Here is a 15,820-nt window from a genome sequence, read left to right on the forward strand (position 1 = left end):
AACGATACAGCGCTAACACATTGCTGGAAGCTTGAACATGCCAAGCCGCTGGCGGCGGCATCACACCTCTGCTAAGAGCGGCCCATGTTACGGATCGAAGATATCACCTATGCCGTTGAAGGCCGCCCATTGTTTGATGGCGCAAGCGCTACGATTCCCGATGGTCACAAGGTTGGCCTTGTCGGACGTAATGGTACCGGGAAAACGACCCTTTTCCGCCTGATCCGGGGCGAGCTGGCGTTGGAATCGGGCAATATCTCAGTCCCGAAGCGCGCACGCATTGGCGGGGTCGCGCAAGAGGTGCCCTCTTCTGATGTCTCGCTGATCAACACGGTTCTGGCCGCCGACCAAGAACGCAGTGCGCTTATGGCCGAGGCCGACAGCGCCGAAGACCCCACGCGGATTGCCGATATTCAGACCCGTTTGGCCGATATCGACGCGTGGTCGGCCGAAGCGCGTGCAGCCTCGATTCTCAAGGGTCTTGGTTTTGGCGACGAAGATCAGCTGCGCCCCTGCTCGGATTTCTCAGGCGGTTGGCGGATGCGTGTCGCGCTGGCGGCGGTGCTGTTCTCTCAACCTGATCTGTTGCTGCTGGACGAACCGACCAACTATCTTGACCTTGAAGGCGCGCTTTGGCTGGAGAGCTATCTGGCAAAGTATCCACATACCGTGATCATTATCAGCCATGACCGCGGATTGCTGAACCGCGCGGTCGGATCGATCCTGCATCTGGAAGACCGCAAGCTGACCTATTACGCGGTGCCTTATGACAAGTTTGCCGAACGCCGTGCGGAACGTCTGGCGCAGGCTGAATCCGAAAACACCAAAGCTAAGGCTCGCATCGCCCATCTACAGAGCTTTGTTGACCGCTTCAGGTACAAGGCGTCCAAAGCCGTGCAGGCCCAGTCTCGGCTAAAGATGATCGAGCGCATCCAGCTGGTCTCAACTCCACAAGAGGCGGCCTTGCGCGCTTTCACCTTCCCCGAGCCCGAGGAACTGTCGCCCCCGATTATCCAGATAGAGGGCGGCACCACAGGCTATGGCGAGACCGAAGTTCTGCGCCGCCTGAACCTGCGTATCGATCAGGATGACCGGATCGCGCTGCTGGGCAAGAACGGTCAGGGCAAATCGACCCTGTCTAAGCTGTTGTCGGACCGTTTGCCGCTGATGGCGGGCAAAATGACGCGCAGCAACAAACTGCGCATCGGCTATTTCGCGCAACATCAGGTGGATGAACTGCATGTAGACGAAACGCCATTGGACCACTTGCGTCGCCTGCGCCCGGTTGAGGCGCCCGGCAAATGGCGCTCGCGTCTGGCCGGGTTCGGGCTGAATGCGGATCAGGCGGAAACCAAGGTCGGTCGTCTTTCGGGTGGTCAGAAAGCACGCCTGTCATTGCTGCTCGCCACCATCGACGCGCCGCATATGCTGATCCTTGACGAACCAACTAACCACCTCGACATCGAAAGCCGCGAGGCACTGGTCGAAGCGTTGACTGCGTATTCCGGTGCAGTGGTTCTGGTCAGTCACGACATGCATCTTCTTGGCCTTGTCGCGGATCGGCTGTGGTTGGTTTCTGACGGTACGGTCAACCAGTTCGACGGCGACCTTGAAGCCTATCGGTCTTTGCTGCTGGCACGCGACAAACCCGTCAGGGAAAAACCGCGTGCCGCGAAACCCAAACGCCCTTCACGCGAGGCCATGCTTGGCCTGCGTGCAGATCTGCGCAAGTGCGAAGAACGCATCGAGAAGCTGACAGGCATGCACGACAAGCTTTCGGCCAAACTGGCCGACCCCGCGTTGTATGAAGATGACAAGGTCAACGATTTGGAAACCTGGAACCGCAAGTTCACCGAAGTCACTGAGGCCATGCAAAAAGCCGAAGCACTTTGGGTGGCTGCTGCCGAACGGCTTGAACAGGCAGAAACAGCATGACAAAGCCCGTTAAGGACACCATTGCAATGATCGCGGGTATGCATCCCGTTTTGCAGCCGGGTGAGTTTGCCTTCGTCGTGTGGCCTGAAAATAAACCCTGGCCAGAAGGCACGCGCGCCAGCTGTGCCGAGGCCGAAGGGATGTCTCTCATCGTTCCGACCCACCATGCACCGCAGGATGCTGTCGCCATGCGCTGCATTACGTTGCAGGTTCATTCCTCGCTGGAAGGTGTTGGTCTGACGGCTGCCGTTTCCAGCGCGTTGGCTCAGGCAGGTATTCCCGCGAACATGGTCGCGGGATATCACCACGATCACGTTTACGTCCCTTCAGATTCGGCACAAAACGCCCTGAATATCCTGCAGGACCTGCAAAGGAGCAACAAATAGTAATGGACAGCGCATTCCTGATAACCGCGTTCACAACCCTATTTGTGGTCCTTGATCCGCCTGCGCAAACACCGATCTTTGTGGCACTGACTCAGGGCATGGACTGGACCACGCGTCGGTCCATTGCAATCCGGGCGTGCCTGACCGCAGGTTTCATTCTGGCTCTGTTTGCAGCGTTTGGCGAAGCCCTTTTGGGGTTTGTCGGCATCTCGATGGAGGCGTTTCGGGTCGCGGGCGGCGTTCTGCTGTTCCTGACCGCGCTCGACATGCTGTTTGAGCGTCGCACCAAACGGCGCGAAAGCAGCGCAGAAGAAGAAGAACATCCGGATCCGTCAGTCTTTCCGCTGGGCATCCCGCTGATCGCCGGCCCCGGCTCGATTGCAACGATGATTCTGCTTGCCGGTCAGCAACCCGGCATTCAGGGCCTTGCGGTTGTCATTGGTGTGATGCTGGTCGTGCTGGCGATGGTGTTTGTGATGTATCTGACATCTGGCGCTGTAGCACGCGTTCTGGGCAAAACCGGGTTGAACGTATTGACGCGACTATTGGGAATGCTGCTTGCGGCCTTGTCAGTTCAATTCATTCTTGATGGCCTCAAGGCCTTTGGTTTTGCGTCTTAAACCCCCATATACATTGCGTGTACCTTGAGTGGGGTGAACCCTGTGGAAAGTGTCGACATTGGACAACTGGTCTATCTGGTCGTGCTCGGCCTGGCGGTCGCGTTCTGGTTCGTTTCACAAAACCGCCAGTCCCTGAACAAGACGTTGCAGCAGGTGATGGCTTGGGTGTTCATTTTTGTTGGTGTCATTGCCGTTGTTGGATTGTGGGAGGACATCCGGTCCTCGGTTGGGCCTGCCCCGCAGATGACCGTTACCGGTCAAACGATCGAGGTGCCCCGCGCCCATGACGGCCACTATTACCTTCCGGTTTTGGTGAACGATGAGCCGATCAACTTTCTTGTCGATACCGGCGCCAGCCAGATCGTGCTAAGTGCGCAGGACGCCGTGCGCGTGGGCATCGATCCCGATCAATTGAACTATTTCGGGCGCGCGCTGACCGCAAACGGAGAAGTCCGTACGGCCCCGGTGCGGCTTGAGACTCTGACTGTAGGGCCGATTACGGATCAAAACGTGTCGGCCTGGATCAACGAAGGCGAGCTGGACAAGTCCCTTTTAGGGATGGATTACCTGCATCGATTTTCGAGCATTCAATTTGCAGATGGCAAGCTAATTTTGTCTCGGTAAAAGCACTCGCCACTTGAGAACAAAAGTGGAACATGCTATCTTGTCCGCATGTCAACACAGCTTCTTGGTCACAAACCCGCGCGTCAGGCGCCCGGGCTGAACCTCCATCCGCAGATCAGCCTGCAACTGGGCCGCGTGCACGAGGCCTGCGGCCCGGCCCGGCGCAGCTTTGCCATGTGGCTGGCCGGTCAGACGCAGGGGCCGGTCTTGTGGATTTCCCCCGCGTGGGAGCCCGACCAGCTGAACCCCGACGGGATGATGGCCTTTGCCGATCCGGCCCGGTTCATCTTTGTCCGCCCTACCCGCGCCGAGGATCTGCTGTGGTGCCTGGAAGAGGCGCTGCGCAGCGGCGCTATCCCGCTGATCATCGGCGACCTGCCCGGCGCGCCGGGACTGACGCCGATACGCCGGATGCATCTGGCTGCCGAACAGGGCGGCGCGATGGGGCGGGCTCCGCTTGGCTTGCTGCTGACCCCCGGCGACGGTGGCGCGCAAGGGGTTGAGACGCGCTGGCACATGGCCGCCGCCCATCAGGGCGAAGCCAGACGCTGGACCCTGACCCGCCGCCGTGCCCGTGCCCTGCCTCCGGTCACATGGCAGGCCACCATGACCGCTGCCCGAACCGGCTTGCAGTTGGAACGGGCTGAAAAAGAAGATGCACCGGCATAAAGACACAAAGATCACGCAATATTTGATTGGTCAGCCGCACGCCAAGCCCTAGCGTTCCGAAATGAGCATCCTGACCCGACGTACCATTCTTGCGGGGCTGGCGACCCTTCCCCTCGCCCAACCGTCATACGCGGCATTAAGCCCCTATGAGCTTTCTCCTGACGCCACCAAAGTCGGTTTCACCTTCGATCTGTCCGGCGTGGCACAAACCGGGACAATGCCGATCCTATCCGCCGATGTTCAGGTCGACACCCAAAGCTTGCAGAACAGCAAGGTCACAGTTGTGCTGGATGTCAGCAAAGCCAGAACAAAGCTGCCCTTCGCCCGCATGCCCATGCTCAGCACCAGCGTGCTAAACGCGAAAGAACACCCAACGATTCAGTTTGTCTCAACGGAAATACAGCTTGGCTCTGATGGCCGTATATCGGATGGTGCCCTTATCACCGGGGATCTGACCGTACGGGGTGTGACTCGTCCGATCACGCTCGAGGCCAACCTGTACCGACAAGCCGGAACCGCCACAACCGATCTGAACAACTTGTCCATCGGCTTGACGGGGGCCTTGAATCGGCATGATTTTGGTGCATCAGGCTACCCCGATCTGGTTCGGGAAAACGTCGGTCTGGACATCCACGCAGAGATCATCCGCGCGACCTGATCGCCAAACAGCAAAAAACGACTCGCTAAAGTCGAATTGATGCGCGCATTGTGCGACAACACTGCCAATCTGAGATCACTATGCGCACGATCATTTCCTTTGCCGCCCTGTTTTTTTCGGTCATTCTGCTACAGCTTTCGACGGGCGGGGTCGGTCCGCTCGACGCCATATCCGGCATAACGCTGAACTTCACGACCGAGCAAATCGGTCTGCTGGGATCGGCACATTTCATCGGGTTCTTTGTCGGCTGCTGGTGGGCGCCCCGTCTGATGGGCAGTGTTGGGCATTCGCGCGCCTTTGCTGTTTGTACTGCTCTGGGTGCAATGGGGTTGATTGGGCACACACTGACAGAAGATCCTTATGTCTGGGCGGCGCTGCGGATCGCCTCGGGCACGTGTGTCGCCGGATGTTACACGGTGATCGAGGCCTGGCTGAACGCCAAGGTCACAAATGAAACACGCGGTCGTGCCATGGGCACGTACCGCATCGTCGACATGGGTGCCTCGCTGAGCGCCCAGCTCATCATCGCAGTTCTGCCACCTGCTTCATATGTATCTTATAATCTTCTGGCCATCCTGTGCTGCGCCGCACTGCTGCCCCTGACGCTGACCAAGGCCAGCCAGCCCGAAACGCCCGACGCGCCACGCTTGCGTCCGAAACTGGCCTGGCGCAGCTCACCGCTGGCTGTGGCCGGGGTGATCGTGGCTGCACTCAGTTCGGCCTCGTTCCGAATGGTCGGACCGGTTTATGGTCAGGAGGTCGGGCTGGGCGTGGACCAGATCGCGTTCTTCCTCGCCTCGTTCGTGCTGGGCGGCGCCTTGGCTCAATATCCAGTGGGATGGCTTGCAGACAAATATGACCGGCGCTGGGTCCTGATCTGGCTGTCGGCTGCTGCAGTGCTCAGCAGCGGCATTACAATGGCGGCCAGTGGTACGGGGACACTGGGCGTCATGCTCGCCGCAGGGTTCTTTGGGTTGACGACTTTTCCGATCTTTTCGGTGTCGTCGGCACATGCCAATGACTTTGCGACAACCGAGGAACGTGTCGAGCTTTCGGCAGCGTTGATGTTCTGGTTTGCGCTGGGTGCAATCGCATCGCCCTACATCTCTTCGAACCTGATCCAAAAATTCGGCCCGGGGGCGCTTTTTGCCTTTGTGGCCATTGGCCATGTGGGTCTGATCGTGTTCGGTCTTGCCCGAATGCGCTCGCGCCCGACGCCGGATGAACGCACGAACTATGTTTACGCACCCCGGACATCCTTCACCATTGGACGTTTGTTGAAACGGTCGCGTGAAGAGTAAAGAAAAGGGCCGGAAACCCGGCCCTCTTGTTTATTGCTGTGTCGGGCTGTCGTCCAACACCTCTTCAATGGCGTCATCTACGGGTGGCGTAGCTTCCAGAGCCCCATTGACAACACCGGCGACGCCCTGCTCCATCGACAGGCCCAGCTCATCACCCAGTTTCTTGAGTGCGGGCATCTGAACGGCCATTCCCATGATCGAGTCCAGCGCCTGATTGACCACTGGCTTGTCACCGTTCGAGGCAGTACCGATGTGGCCGCCACCGATCCCACCAACCTGGTGGATCTTGATCGAGTCGATCTTCTCAGCCGGTTTGACCATTTCCGAGATGATGGACGGCATGGTTTCAATCCGGGTTAGGTCGACCTTCATTCGGATCTGTTCCGGCGACAGAGCGTTGTCGGCCTCGACAATCGCACGTTTACCTTCGGCTTCGGCCAGCATGTCGTTCTTCTTGGCTTCGGCACGAATGTTGAGCGCGTCGGCATCGGCCTGAGCTTCCTCGCGCCGGGCTTCGGCACGGTCGGCGGCGGCCTCTTTCTCGGCCTGTGCAGCGAGGCGGATCGCAGTTGCCTGACGTTCTGCTTCGCGGGCAGCTTCGATCAGAACGATCTGTTTCTGACGTTCGGCCTCGGCCACTTCACGGGCGGTCACAACAGATTCGGTCGCCTTGGTCGCCTCGGCACGGGCCAAATCAGCAGATGCACGCGCGCGGCTTTCTTCTTCGGATTTCTGCGCGATGATGATCTGGCGCTCTTGCTCGGCCACTTCGATTTCGCGCTCCTTGGAGATTTCCGCATCGCGGATCTTGCGCTCGCGCTCGATCTCGGCAGCACGGATGGCTTCTTCGCGGGCGATCCGAGCGCGTTCTGTTTCACGTACCGAGTCTTCTGTCCGCGCTGCGATCTCAGCCTCTTGGGCCACGCGCAGGGTTTCCACCATTTGCGTCTGCTCAATACGAGCCTGTTCTTCGTCCTTTTCGATTAACAGTTTCTGACGCTGTGCTTCCATCGCCGCACGACGCACCTCGACCTCGGCATCCGCATCAATCTGCGCACGTTCTTTCTTTGAAGTCGCGATAACCTCGGCCAGCTTGCGCATACCCACGGCGTTAAACGCGTTGTTCTCATCCAAAGCTTCGAACGGGGTCTGGTCCAGCGCAGTCAGCGAGACGGATTCGAGCGACAGACCGTTTTTCAGCAGATCCTCGGACACCGCATTCTGCACTTCTTGCACAAAGTCGGCGCGGTTTTCATGCAAACCGTCCATAGTCATCTGAGCGGCCACGGCACGCAGGCCATCGATCAGCTTACCTTCGATCATCTCGCGCAATTGCTCGACATCAAAGGTGCGGTCACCCAATGTCTGGGCGGCGCGTGCGATGCCCTCTTCGGTTGCCATGACAGAAACGTAGAATTCCACGCCAACGTCTACACGCATCCGGTCCTGGGTGATCAGGGCAGCCTCGCCGCTGCGTTGCACCTCAAGGCGCAGTGTCTTCATGTTGACTGGGCTGACTTCGTGCAGCAACGGTACGACCAGAACGCCGCCATCCATGATGACTTTCTTGCCGCCAGCTCCGGTTTTCACAAGACTGATCTCGCGGGTTGAGCGGCGGTAGAGACGGCCAAGCACAAGGCCAATGAACAAGATTACCGCTAAAAAGGTCACAATCGTGACGGCCAGGAATTGAAGTTCCATGCAATATCCTCCGATTTTAGATTAAGAAATTCGGTTACTCAGACAAACCAACCAGCACGAACCGGTCGCGCCGTCGGTCGCGCAGCACAAGCACGTCGGTGCCCTGTTCAAGCGTGTCTTTTTCCTGCAGCGGTTCGGCGCGCAGGTAATGCGTGTTGCCGAACCGGTCCATCACGCGCACTTCTGCCGGACGCCCGCGTGACGCAGTGCCCTGAGAAATAACGCCCCTGCGCCGGGCCAGCATCCGTTCAGACATCGTCTCGGTCTCTGTTTTTGGCAGCAGTCGCGCAAAGACTGCGCCAAAGCCACGTGCGAACCAAAGCCCAAAAGCACCTGCGGGTATCGCTGCCATCCAGCTAGGCAGATCAAAGCCCAGCAAATCGCGCAGCGCCAGTTGCAGGCCGATACCGCTGAGACCAAACCCGGCCAGAAGCACCGCCAGCCAGATCATGAAGGGCATCTTTCCAATGCCCAACCAACTCAGCGGACCAACCGTTGCAAGCTCGGGCGCATCGGCCTCGACCTCGGCAAATTCGAAATTGCCCAGATCAACATCCGCGTCGATATCCAGGTCGAAATCAGCAACGTCCAGATCAGGGGCATCGACCATGTCCAGATCGACCTCGCCCTCGCCTGCCATCAGACTTCCGCCCAACACCAGCGCGATCAGTTCCAGCGCCAATAGACCGAACAATAGCCCGAGCGCCATTGTAAAGGGTGCAAATGCCCCTTCGAGCAGAAAGTCAAACATCAGCAGGCTGTCCCTGTTTGGTATACTTTGGTATACATTACAGATGGGTAGTCATAACAAGTATTTCAAGAGGTTGTGATTCCAATATTCAACCAATGGGTACTGTGGCGCAAAACTGATATGCAATCTGCGTTCCTGTATTCCGCCTATTTTTTTCGTGATTGTTGTTTTAAATGATATCCGCACAAAACCCGGCCTTTTGCTGGCCGGTCACATAAGGTAGACGGGCGCGCAGACAGTTACGCGGATACGGAACATGGCTCGGATTCTCATCACCTCGGCGATCCCCTATATCAATGGGATCAAACACCTCGGCAACCTGATCGGCTCGCAATTGCCTGCTGACCTGTACGCACGCTATCAGCGCGGCCGGGGGAACGAGGTCATGTTCCTGTGCGCCACCGACGAACATGGTACTCCGGCGGAACTTGCCGCTGCCAAGGCTGGCAAGCCGGTGGCCGAATACTGTGCCGAGATGCACGGCGTCCAAATGGATATCGCCAACCGGTTCGGGCTCAGCTTCGATTACTTTGGTCGTTCGTCCAGTGAGCAGAACAAGGCCCTGACCCAGCATTTCGCTGGCAAGCTGGACGACGCGGGGCTGATCCGAGAGGTCAGTGAGAAACAGGTCTATTCGAACGCAGATGGCCGATTCCTGCCCGACCGCTATATCGAAGGCACCTGCCCCAATTGCGGCTATGAGCGCGCGCGCGGTGACCAGTGCGAGAACTGCACCAAGCAGTTGGACCCGACCGACCTGATCGAGCCACGTTCCGCCATTTCCGGTTCGACCGATCTGGAAGTGCGTGAGACCAAGCATCTGTATCTGCGCCAATCGGCGATGAAGGATCAATTGGATGCATGGATCGACAGCAAGGCTGACTGGCCGATCCTGACCACTTCGATTGCCAAAAAGTGGCTGCATGACGGTGACGGGCTACGCGATCGCGGCATCACCCGTGATTTGGATTGGGGCGTGCCGGTCAAGAAAGGCGATCAGGACTGGCCAGGAATGGAGGGCAAAGTTTTCTACGTATGGTTCGACGCACCCATCGAATACATCGCCTGTGCCAAGGAATGGGCTGATTCCACTGGAAAACCCGATGCCGAGTGGGAGCGCTGGTGGCGCACCGACAAGGGTGCGGACGACGTGCGCTATGTGCAGTTCATGGGCAAGGACAACGTGCCTTTCCATACGCTCAGCTTCCCGGCGACCATTCTGGGCTCGGGCGAGCCGTGGAAAATGGTCGACCATCTGAAATCCTTCAACTACTTGAATTATGACGGCGGTCAGTTCTCGACTTCTCAGGGTCGCGGCGTGTTCATGGATCAGGCGCTGGACCTTCTGCCCGCTGATTTCTGGCGTTGGTGGTTGCTGAGCCATGCGCCCGAAAGCAGCGACAGTGAGTTCACGTGGGAGAATTTCCAGCAATCGGTGAACAAGGATCTGGCAGACGTTCTGGGTAACTTCGTCAGTCGAATTACCAAGTTCTGCCGTTCCAAGTTTGGCGAGGCCGTCCCCGAAGGCGGCGCGTTCGGTGAACGAGAAGAAGCACTTATTGAGGATCTCACCCGTCGTGTCCGGGCCTATGAAGGCCATATGCAAGCGATGGAAATCCGAAAATCTGCGCAGGAGCTGCGGGCAATCTGGGTTGCCGGCAATGAATACCTGCAAGCTGCAGCGCCTTGGTCGACCTTCAAGGAAGATCCGGAACAGGCGGCGGCACAGGTGCGTCTGGGTCTGAACCTGATCCGGCTTTATGCGGTGCTGAGCGCGCCGTTCATCCCTGATACTTCGGCGCGTATGCTGAGCGCCATGAACACGCTTGATACCGGTTGGCCGGACGACGTGGCCGCAGCGCTGACCGCGCTGCCCTCTGGTCATGAGTTCACTGTACCCAATGTTTTGTTCGCCAAGATATCGGACGAACAGCGCGAGGAATGGCAGGAAAAATTCGCGGGCGGGCGCACCTAAGAACGTGCATGTAGGCAAACCACACAGGGGCCTTTTCGGCCCCTGTTGTCGTTTGGACCTTCAGGCCAGACCACCCCCTAAACCAGCCTGAGTACTAAAATTTCTGGCGTCGGCATCACCCGACCCAGGATTCATCACGCTTGAGAAATCATTTTAAAAAAGTCATCTTGAGACCAAGTTCCTCCGACTCGGGCCACAATGGCAGCAAGGTCGGGATCATTTGTTTCTGAAACGAACGAGGCTTCCGCCATGTCCCCAACATTCTGTTTACGCACTCAGACCAGCAAGCCGCTCGCCACTGCAATGTTGCTGCTGTCTCTGGGTCTGGCGCATCCTGCGACCGCGCAGGAAGAAGGGGCACCACCAAAGGTTTCAATCGCCGCGGCCTACACCGAAGAAATCACCGACGAGGCCACTTTCATCGGACGTGCTCAGGCGATCAACAAGGTCGACATCGTGGCCCGCGTAAACGGATTTCTCGACAGCCGCGAGGTCGAAGATGGTGCGTCCGTCAAGGAAGGCGACCTGTTGTTTACGATCGAACCCAACCTGTACGAAGCCACGCTTGAGGCCCGAAAAGCCGATCTGAACCGGGCTGAGGCTAATCTGGAACTGGCCAAGGTTGATCTGGCGCGCAAGGAAGAGCTTTACAAACGCGACGCGACGCCGGAATCCGAACGCGATATCGCCCGCGCCAATGAGTTGGTGGCAGAAGCAGAAGTTAAGGCCGCGAATGCGGCGATCCAACAGGCCGAACTGGACCTGAGTTATACGCAGATCCATGCACCTTTTGAAGGGCGTATCGGCAGCATCACAACCAGTGTTGGTGACGTGGTCGGCCCAACCAACCCTCCGCTGGTCAATATCGTCAGCGAGTCGCCGATCTACGTGAATTTCTCACTGAACGAAAAACTCTTTACCTCGGTTCTGCAGACCGTTGGCGAAAACTCGGCCTCTCTTGCCGATAGCCCACAAAGCCCAAATGTGCATGTCACACTACCCAATGGAACCGAGTTGGATGAGACCGGCAGAATTGTGTTCGTTGACAACCGTATCGATCCATTGACCGGCGCGATCACAATGCGCGCGCAGTTCGAAAACACTGACCGTTTGATCCTGGACGGCGCCTTTGTAAACGTGCAGATTGAAGCGCTGGAGCCTACCCTGCAGGTTCTTGTACCACAAGCCGCCCTGCAGCGCGATCAGCGCGGTGAATTTGTTCTGGTGGTCAACGACAAGCAGATGGTGGAACAACGCTACATCACCACAGGCGACACAGTCGGCACCGCCATCATCGTAACAGACGGTCTACGGGAAGGCGAAAGCGTGATTGTCGAGGGCCTGCAGCGGGTCCGCCCCGGCGTGGCTGTTGACGCAGTCGTGGCCTCAGAACAGCCGGGAGAGTAACAGATGTTCTCAGCCCTGTTCATCAGCCGGCCCAAGCTGGCGCTTGTCATCTCGCTGGTGCTGACCATCATGGGCGGTATCGGCTATCTGGTGCTGCCAGTGGCACAGTTCCCGGATATCACGCCACCAGTTGTCAGCGTCACAACCACCTATACCGGCGCGAACGCTGAAACCGTGGAAAACACTGTCGCTGCGCCGATAGAGGCGCAGGTAAACGGTGTGGACGACATGATCTACATGACGTCCACATCTTCGGATAACGGGTCTTACTCTCTGAACATCACCTTCGAGGTTGGAACAGATCCCGACATCGCATCGGTCAATGTTCAGAACCGGGTGGCTCAGGCTATGTCGTCGTTACCGACCGAGGTGACTTCGTCCGGTGTCGTGACACAAAAGTCTTCGACCAACATGCTGATGCTGGTCACGCTGACGTCACCTGAAGGCACGTATGACAGCGTTTTTCTGTCCAACTATGCGTCGATCAACTTGCGTGACGCGCTGGCACGTGTGCAGGGCGTTGGTAAGGCCGACGTTCTGACCAACCTTGAATACGCCATGCGGATCTGGATGGACCCGGATAAAATGGCGGCGCTCTCCATCACGCCGGGTGACGTGATTAACGCAATCCGTGAACAGAATATCGAGGTGTCCGCAGGTTCCATCGGGTCCCCTCCGGTGCCTGAAGGGCAGACGTTTCAATACACGATCAAATCCAAAGGTCGCCTGACATCCGCAGAAGAATTTGGAGACATCGTCATCCGCACCGGCGATGCCGGCGCCATTGTCCGCGTCAAAGACATTGCACGTACAGAGCTTGGCGCGCAGTTCTACTCGGCCTCGGGCTATTTCCAAGCGGTTCCCGCCACTGTGATCGGCATCTATCAGGCCCCAGGCGCAAACGCTTTGGCGGTTTCAGAGCGTGTGCAGGCCGAATTGGAGCGTCTATCACGCGCGTTCCCGACAGATGTTGAATATGAAGTCCCCTTCAACACCACCGACTTTGTCGAAGCATCTCTGAACGACGTGGTCTCCACCCTGATCCTGACCTTCATTCTTGTGATCTCGGTCGTGTTCGTGTTCTTAGGAAGCTGGCGTGCCACGATCATCCCGGCGGTTGCGATTCCAGTGTCTTTGATAGGTACCTTTGCCTTCTTGCTGGCCTTTGGCATGTCCCTGAACACGATCTCGCTGTTCGCCTTGGTGCTTGCCATCGGTATCGTGGTGGATGACGCAATCGTAGTGGTTGAAAACGTAGAACGCATTATTGCGGATGAGGGCCTGCCCCCTGCAGAAGCGACCCGCAAAGCCATGGGCCAGATCACCGGACCGGTCATCGCAACCACGCTGGTTTTGCTGGCGGTGTTCGTGCCGGTGACGTTCATGCCCGGCATCTCAGGGCGGCTGTATTCCCAATTTGCCGTCACGATCTCAACCGCCGTTGTAATCTCGTCTGTTAACGCACTGACCCTTTCTCCGGCTTTGTGCGGGCTGGTCCTTCGGGCCAGATCCGGCCCGCCCAAAGGGGTGCTGGCGGCCTTCGAGAATTTCATTGGCTCAGTGCGCAATGGCTATGTCGCCATTGTTCGCAAACTGCTGATTTTCCCTGCCATCGCACTGGCCATCGTTGTCGGGCTTGGTTTTGGGACCGGGACAATCATGTCGAACACCTCTGCGGGGTTTATCCCGCTTGAGGACAACGGTTACCTGTTCGTTGATGTTCAATTGCCTGATGCTGCCACGCTGGAACGAACCGAAGCAGTTACCGCACGTTTGGACGATCAAATTCGTGAAATTCCGGGTGTCGCTAGCACTGTTCTGGTCAACGGCTTTTCTATGCTGAACGGCACCATTACCAACGGGGCTGCGATTTTCGTCAACCTCGAAAACTGGAGCGAACGGCAGGAAGACGATCTGAGCGCCGACGCCATACTGGCCAAAGTTCTGGCCATTGCGAATGGTGAAACAGCAGCTTCGATCCTGGCCTTCAATCCGCCCCCGATTCAGGGTCTTGGTATGTCTGCGGGTGTTGAAATGGAGGTTCAGCAAACCGGCGGTGGTACACCACAGGATCTGGCCTCGGCTGTGGGTTCATTCGTGTATTCGGCAAACCAGAGACCCGAGATCGGACAAGCCTACACGACATTCCGCGCAAACGTCCCGCAGTTATTCGTGGATCTTGATCGCGAAAAAGCCAAGACGCTGAACGTTTCAGTGGCCGAGATTTTCCAGACAATGCAGGCACAACTGGGGTCTTATTATGTGAATGACTTCAACCTGTTCGGTCGCGTTTATCGCGTGATGATTCAAGCCGACGGAACCTATCGCGACAATGTCGATGATATCGCGAACCTCTATGTCCGGTCTCAAAATGGCGACATGGTGCCCTTGGGGACGTTGATCGACGTAGAGAATGTGCTGGGTCCGGTTCTGCTGAAGCGCCATAACCTGTTCCGGTCAGCCACAGTGACCGCGGTACCTGCGCCCGGTTTATCCAGCGGCGACGCGATCAGCGTGATGACAGAAGAATCCGCGACCGCCCTGCCCCCCGGCTATGCGTTCGAATGGACAGGGACGGCGCAGCAACAGCTGGCCTCTGGCAGTTTGGTTATCATCATCCTCGGGCTTGCCATCCTGTTCGGATACTTGTTCCTGGTTGGGCAATATGAAAGCTGGACCCTGCCCGTTTCGATCCTGCTTTCAGTTGTAGTGGCCTTGTTTGGTGCCGTGGCCGCCGTGGCCATCGTGGGCAGTGATATCAACCTCTATACGCAGATCGGTATGATCATGCTTGTGGGGCTGGCATCCAAGAACGGCATCCTGATCGTCGAATTTGCGATGGAGCAGCGCGCCAAGGGTCTTTCCATCAAGGAGGCCGCCGCAGAAGCCGCGTATCAACGTTTTCGCGCGGTGATGATGACTGCACTGTCCTTCCTTCTGGGCGTTGTCCCGCTGCTTGCAGCAAATGGTGCCGGTGCTGCCAGTCAGAAAGCCATCGGTGTGGCCGTGTTCGGTGGCATGCTGGCCGCAACACTGGTGGGTGTGATCGTCGTGCCCGTCCTCTATGCCCTGATGCAAGGTTTGCGAGAGTGGCTGAAAGGCAGCAAGAACGGTTCGGAACCAAAAGAAACCAACGCCTGATCCAATCAAAGCCCCGCCTCACCGGCGGGGCTTTTTCCTGATCTCAGTCAGATCTTCTGCGACGACGCACCGTTACTTCCCGGATCACCACCTTTGCCTCGGCACTTGGTGACTGCTCGACCCGGCGATAATCTGACCCGTCCCGGTTCCGCGTCAGAAGTCCGCAGGAAATCATAGTCCGACGCAAGGTGGCAGGGTCATCAAAGCAATGCTCGGCATTGAGATATGTGTTGATTTCACTCTCTTGCAACACCGCACCGGCTGGTACAGCAGACCAGAGCACCCACAGGGACAAGGTTTGCACCAGTCGTTTCGACGGCCATTGCCGAAACCTGCCCTGTACGTCGAACATAAGCAGTGTACGCTCTACCACACGCATGTCTGCTGCTGGCTGCTTCGAACGGGCCTCCATCCGCCTGACAGCGGCACCGGCGTTGCGCATGTGTTGCACGTTCTGAAACCCCGCTGCACGAGCGACCATGTTCATCAGGGTCAGGTGCGACGGGCTGGTATCCCCAAGTTGTTGGGACAAGGTACGCACGAAACCGGTCAAATCATCGGCGTGCAACGGAACGGGAGTTTTGCTCATCACAAATCCATATCGGGCGTTTTGCGCGATCGTTGGTCGCTGACTTAACGAAACAACGCCCTG

At 57.6% G+C, this 15,820-nt stretch carries 13 protein-coding genes; 10 read left to right on the plus strand and 3 right to left on the minus strand.

Going from position 1 to position 15,820, the window contains the following annotated elements; translation table 11 throughout:
* The first annotated feature begins 84 nt into the window (after positions 1 to 84).
* The 7 genes from Q0816_RS06220 (at position 85) to Q0816_RS06250 (ending at position 6,193) form a co-directional block, all read left to right on the plus strand.
* Positions 85 to 1,935 carry an ABC-F family ATP-binding cassette domain-containing protein gene (locus Q0816_RS06220; protein ID WP_298848670.1) on the plus strand — a complete coding sequence of 617 codons (1,851 nt, stop codon included), beginning with the start codon at positions 85 to 87 and terminating at the stop codon, positions 1,933 to 1,935.
* Positions 1,932 to 2,321, plus strand: coding sequence for an ACT domain-containing protein (locus Q0816_RS06225; RefSeq protein ID WP_298848672.1), 390 nt, complete (start codon positions 1,932 to 1,934; stop codon positions 2,319 to 2,321). The genes Q0816_RS06220 and Q0816_RS06225 overlap by 4 nt, the downstream gene beginning before the upstream one ends.
* Before the next feature lie 2 nt (positions 2,322 to 2,323).
* A complete protein-coding gene (locus Q0816_RS06230; RefSeq protein WP_298848674.1) occupies positions 2,324 to 2,941 on the plus strand; it encodes a MarC family protein in 618 nt (205 codons plus the stop codon).
* Between the two features lie 42 nt (positions 2,942 to 2,983).
* Entirely contained in the window at positions 2,984 to 3,565 is a 582-nt protein-coding gene (locus tag Q0816_RS06235; protein WP_298848676.1) for a TIGR02281 family clan AA aspartic protease, read from the plus strand.
* 48 nt (positions 3,566 to 3,613) lie between these two features.
* Complete coding sequence (locus Q0816_RS06240; RefSeq protein WP_298848677.1) at positions 3,614 to 4,234, plus strand: hypothetical protein; 621 nt, start codon at positions 3,614 to 3,616, stop codon at positions 4,232 to 4,234.
* A gap of 61 nt (positions 4,235 to 4,295) precedes the next feature.
* Positions 4,296 to 4,892, plus strand: coding sequence for a YceI family protein (locus Q0816_RS06245; RefSeq protein WP_298848679.1), 597 nt, complete (start codon positions 4,296 to 4,298; stop codon positions 4,890 to 4,892).
* 80 nt (positions 4,893 to 4,972) lie between these two features.
* Entirely contained in the window at positions 4,973 to 6,193 is a 1,221-nt protein-coding gene (locus tag Q0816_RS06250) for an MFS transporter (protein ID WP_298848681.1), read from the plus strand.
* Positions 6,194 to 6,223: 30 nt separating this feature from the next.
* On the opposite strand, the gene Q0816_RS06255 is transcribed toward Q0816_RS06250, so the two are convergent.
* Positions 6,224 to 7,894, minus strand: coding sequence for a flotillin domain-containing protein (locus Q0816_RS06255; protein WP_298848685.1), 1,671 nt, complete (start codon positions 7,892 to 7,894; stop codon positions 6,224 to 6,226).
* Positions 7,895 to 7,928: 34 nt separating this feature from the next.
* The gene (locus Q0816_RS06260; protein ID WP_298848687.1) at positions 7,929 to 8,645 is read right to left on the minus strand and encodes an OB-fold-containig protein; all 717 of its coding nucleotides are present in this window, start codon (positions 8,643 to 8,645) and stop codon (positions 7,929 to 7,931) included.
* A 256-nt stretch (positions 8,646 to 8,901) separates the two neighbouring features.
* Between Q0816_RS06260 and metG the strand changes: the two genes are divergently transcribed.
* From metG to Q0816_RS06275, 3 genes are all read left to right on the plus strand, one after another.
* A complete protein-coding gene (gene metG, locus Q0816_RS06265; RefSeq protein WP_298848688.1) occupies positions 8,902 to 10,620 on the plus strand; it encodes a methionine--tRNA ligase in 1,719 nt (572 codons plus the stop codon).
* A 303-nt stretch (positions 10,621 to 10,923) separates the two neighbouring features.
* Complete coding sequence (locus Q0816_RS06270) at positions 10,924 to 12,027, plus strand: efflux RND transporter periplasmic adaptor subunit (protein ID WP_298848891.1); 1,104 nt, start codon at positions 10,924 to 10,926, stop codon at positions 12,025 to 12,027.
* Between the two features lie 3 nt (positions 12,028 to 12,030).
* A complete protein-coding gene (locus Q0816_RS06275) occupies positions 12,031 to 15,168 on the plus strand; it encodes an efflux RND transporter permease subunit (protein WP_298848691.1) in 3,138 nt (1,045 codons plus the stop codon).
* A 43-nt stretch (positions 15,169 to 15,211) separates the two neighbouring features.
* Here the strand turns inward: Q0816_RS06275 and Q0816_RS06280 are convergent, their stop codons facing one another.
* Complete coding sequence (locus Q0816_RS06280; protein ID WP_298848692.1) at positions 15,212 to 15,757, minus strand: DUF2087 domain-containing protein; 546 nt, start codon at positions 15,755 to 15,757, stop codon at positions 15,212 to 15,214.
* Between the last annotated feature and the right edge of the window lie 63 nt (positions 15,758 to 15,820).

Origin of the sequence: uncultured Ruegeria sp. (genome assembly GCF_947497005.1) — a bacterium.
Taxonomy (GTDB): Bacteria; Pseudomonadota; Alphaproteobacteria; order Rhodobacterales; family Rhodobacteraceae; genus Ruegeria.

Coding starts and splice junctions, on each gene's coding strand:
- Q0816_RS06220 (WP_298848670.1), top strand. CDS start 85: ATGTTACGGATCGAAGATATCACCTATGCCGTTGAAGGCCGCCCATTG.
- Q0816_RS06225 (WP_298848672.1), top strand. CDS start 1,932: ATGACAAAGCCCGTTAAGGACACCATTGCAATGATCGCGGGTATGCAT.
- Q0816_RS06230 (WP_298848674.1), top strand. CDS start 2,324: ATGGACAGCGCATTCCTGATAACCGCGTTCACAACCCTATTTGTGGTC.
- Q0816_RS06240 (WP_298848677.1), top strand. CDS start 3,614: ATGTCAACACAGCTTCTTGGTCACAAACCCGCGCGTCAGGCGCCCGGG.
- Q0816_RS06245 (WP_298848679.1), top strand. CDS start 4,296: ATGAGCATCCTGACCCGACGTACCATTCTTGCGGGGCTGGCGACCCTT.
- Q0816_RS06250 (WP_298848681.1), top strand. CDS start 4,973: ATGCGCACGATCATTTCCTTTGCCGCCCTGTTTTTTTCGGTCATTCTG.
- Q0816_RS06255 (WP_298848685.1), bottom strand. CDS start 7,894: ATGGAACTTCAATTCCTGGCCGTCACGATTGTGACCTTTTTAGCGGTA.
- Q0816_RS06260 (WP_298848687.1), bottom strand. CDS start 8,645: ATGTTTGACTTTCTGCTCGAAGGGGCATTTGCACCCTTTACAATGGCG.
- metG (WP_298848688.1), top strand. CDS start 8,902: ATGGCTCGGATTCTCATCACCTCGGCGATCCCCTATATCAATGGGATC.
- Q0816_RS06270 (WP_298848891.1), top strand. CDS start 10,924: ATGTTGCTGCTGTCTCTGGGTCTGGCGCATCCTGCGACCGCGCAGGAA.
- Q0816_RS06275 (WP_298848691.1), top strand. CDS start 12,031: ATGTTCTCAGCCCTGTTCATCAGCCGGCCCAAGCTGGCGCTTGTCATC.
- Q0816_RS06280 (WP_298848692.1), bottom strand. CDS start 15,757: ATGAGCAAAACTCCCGTTCCGTTGCACGCCGATGATTTGACCGGTTTC.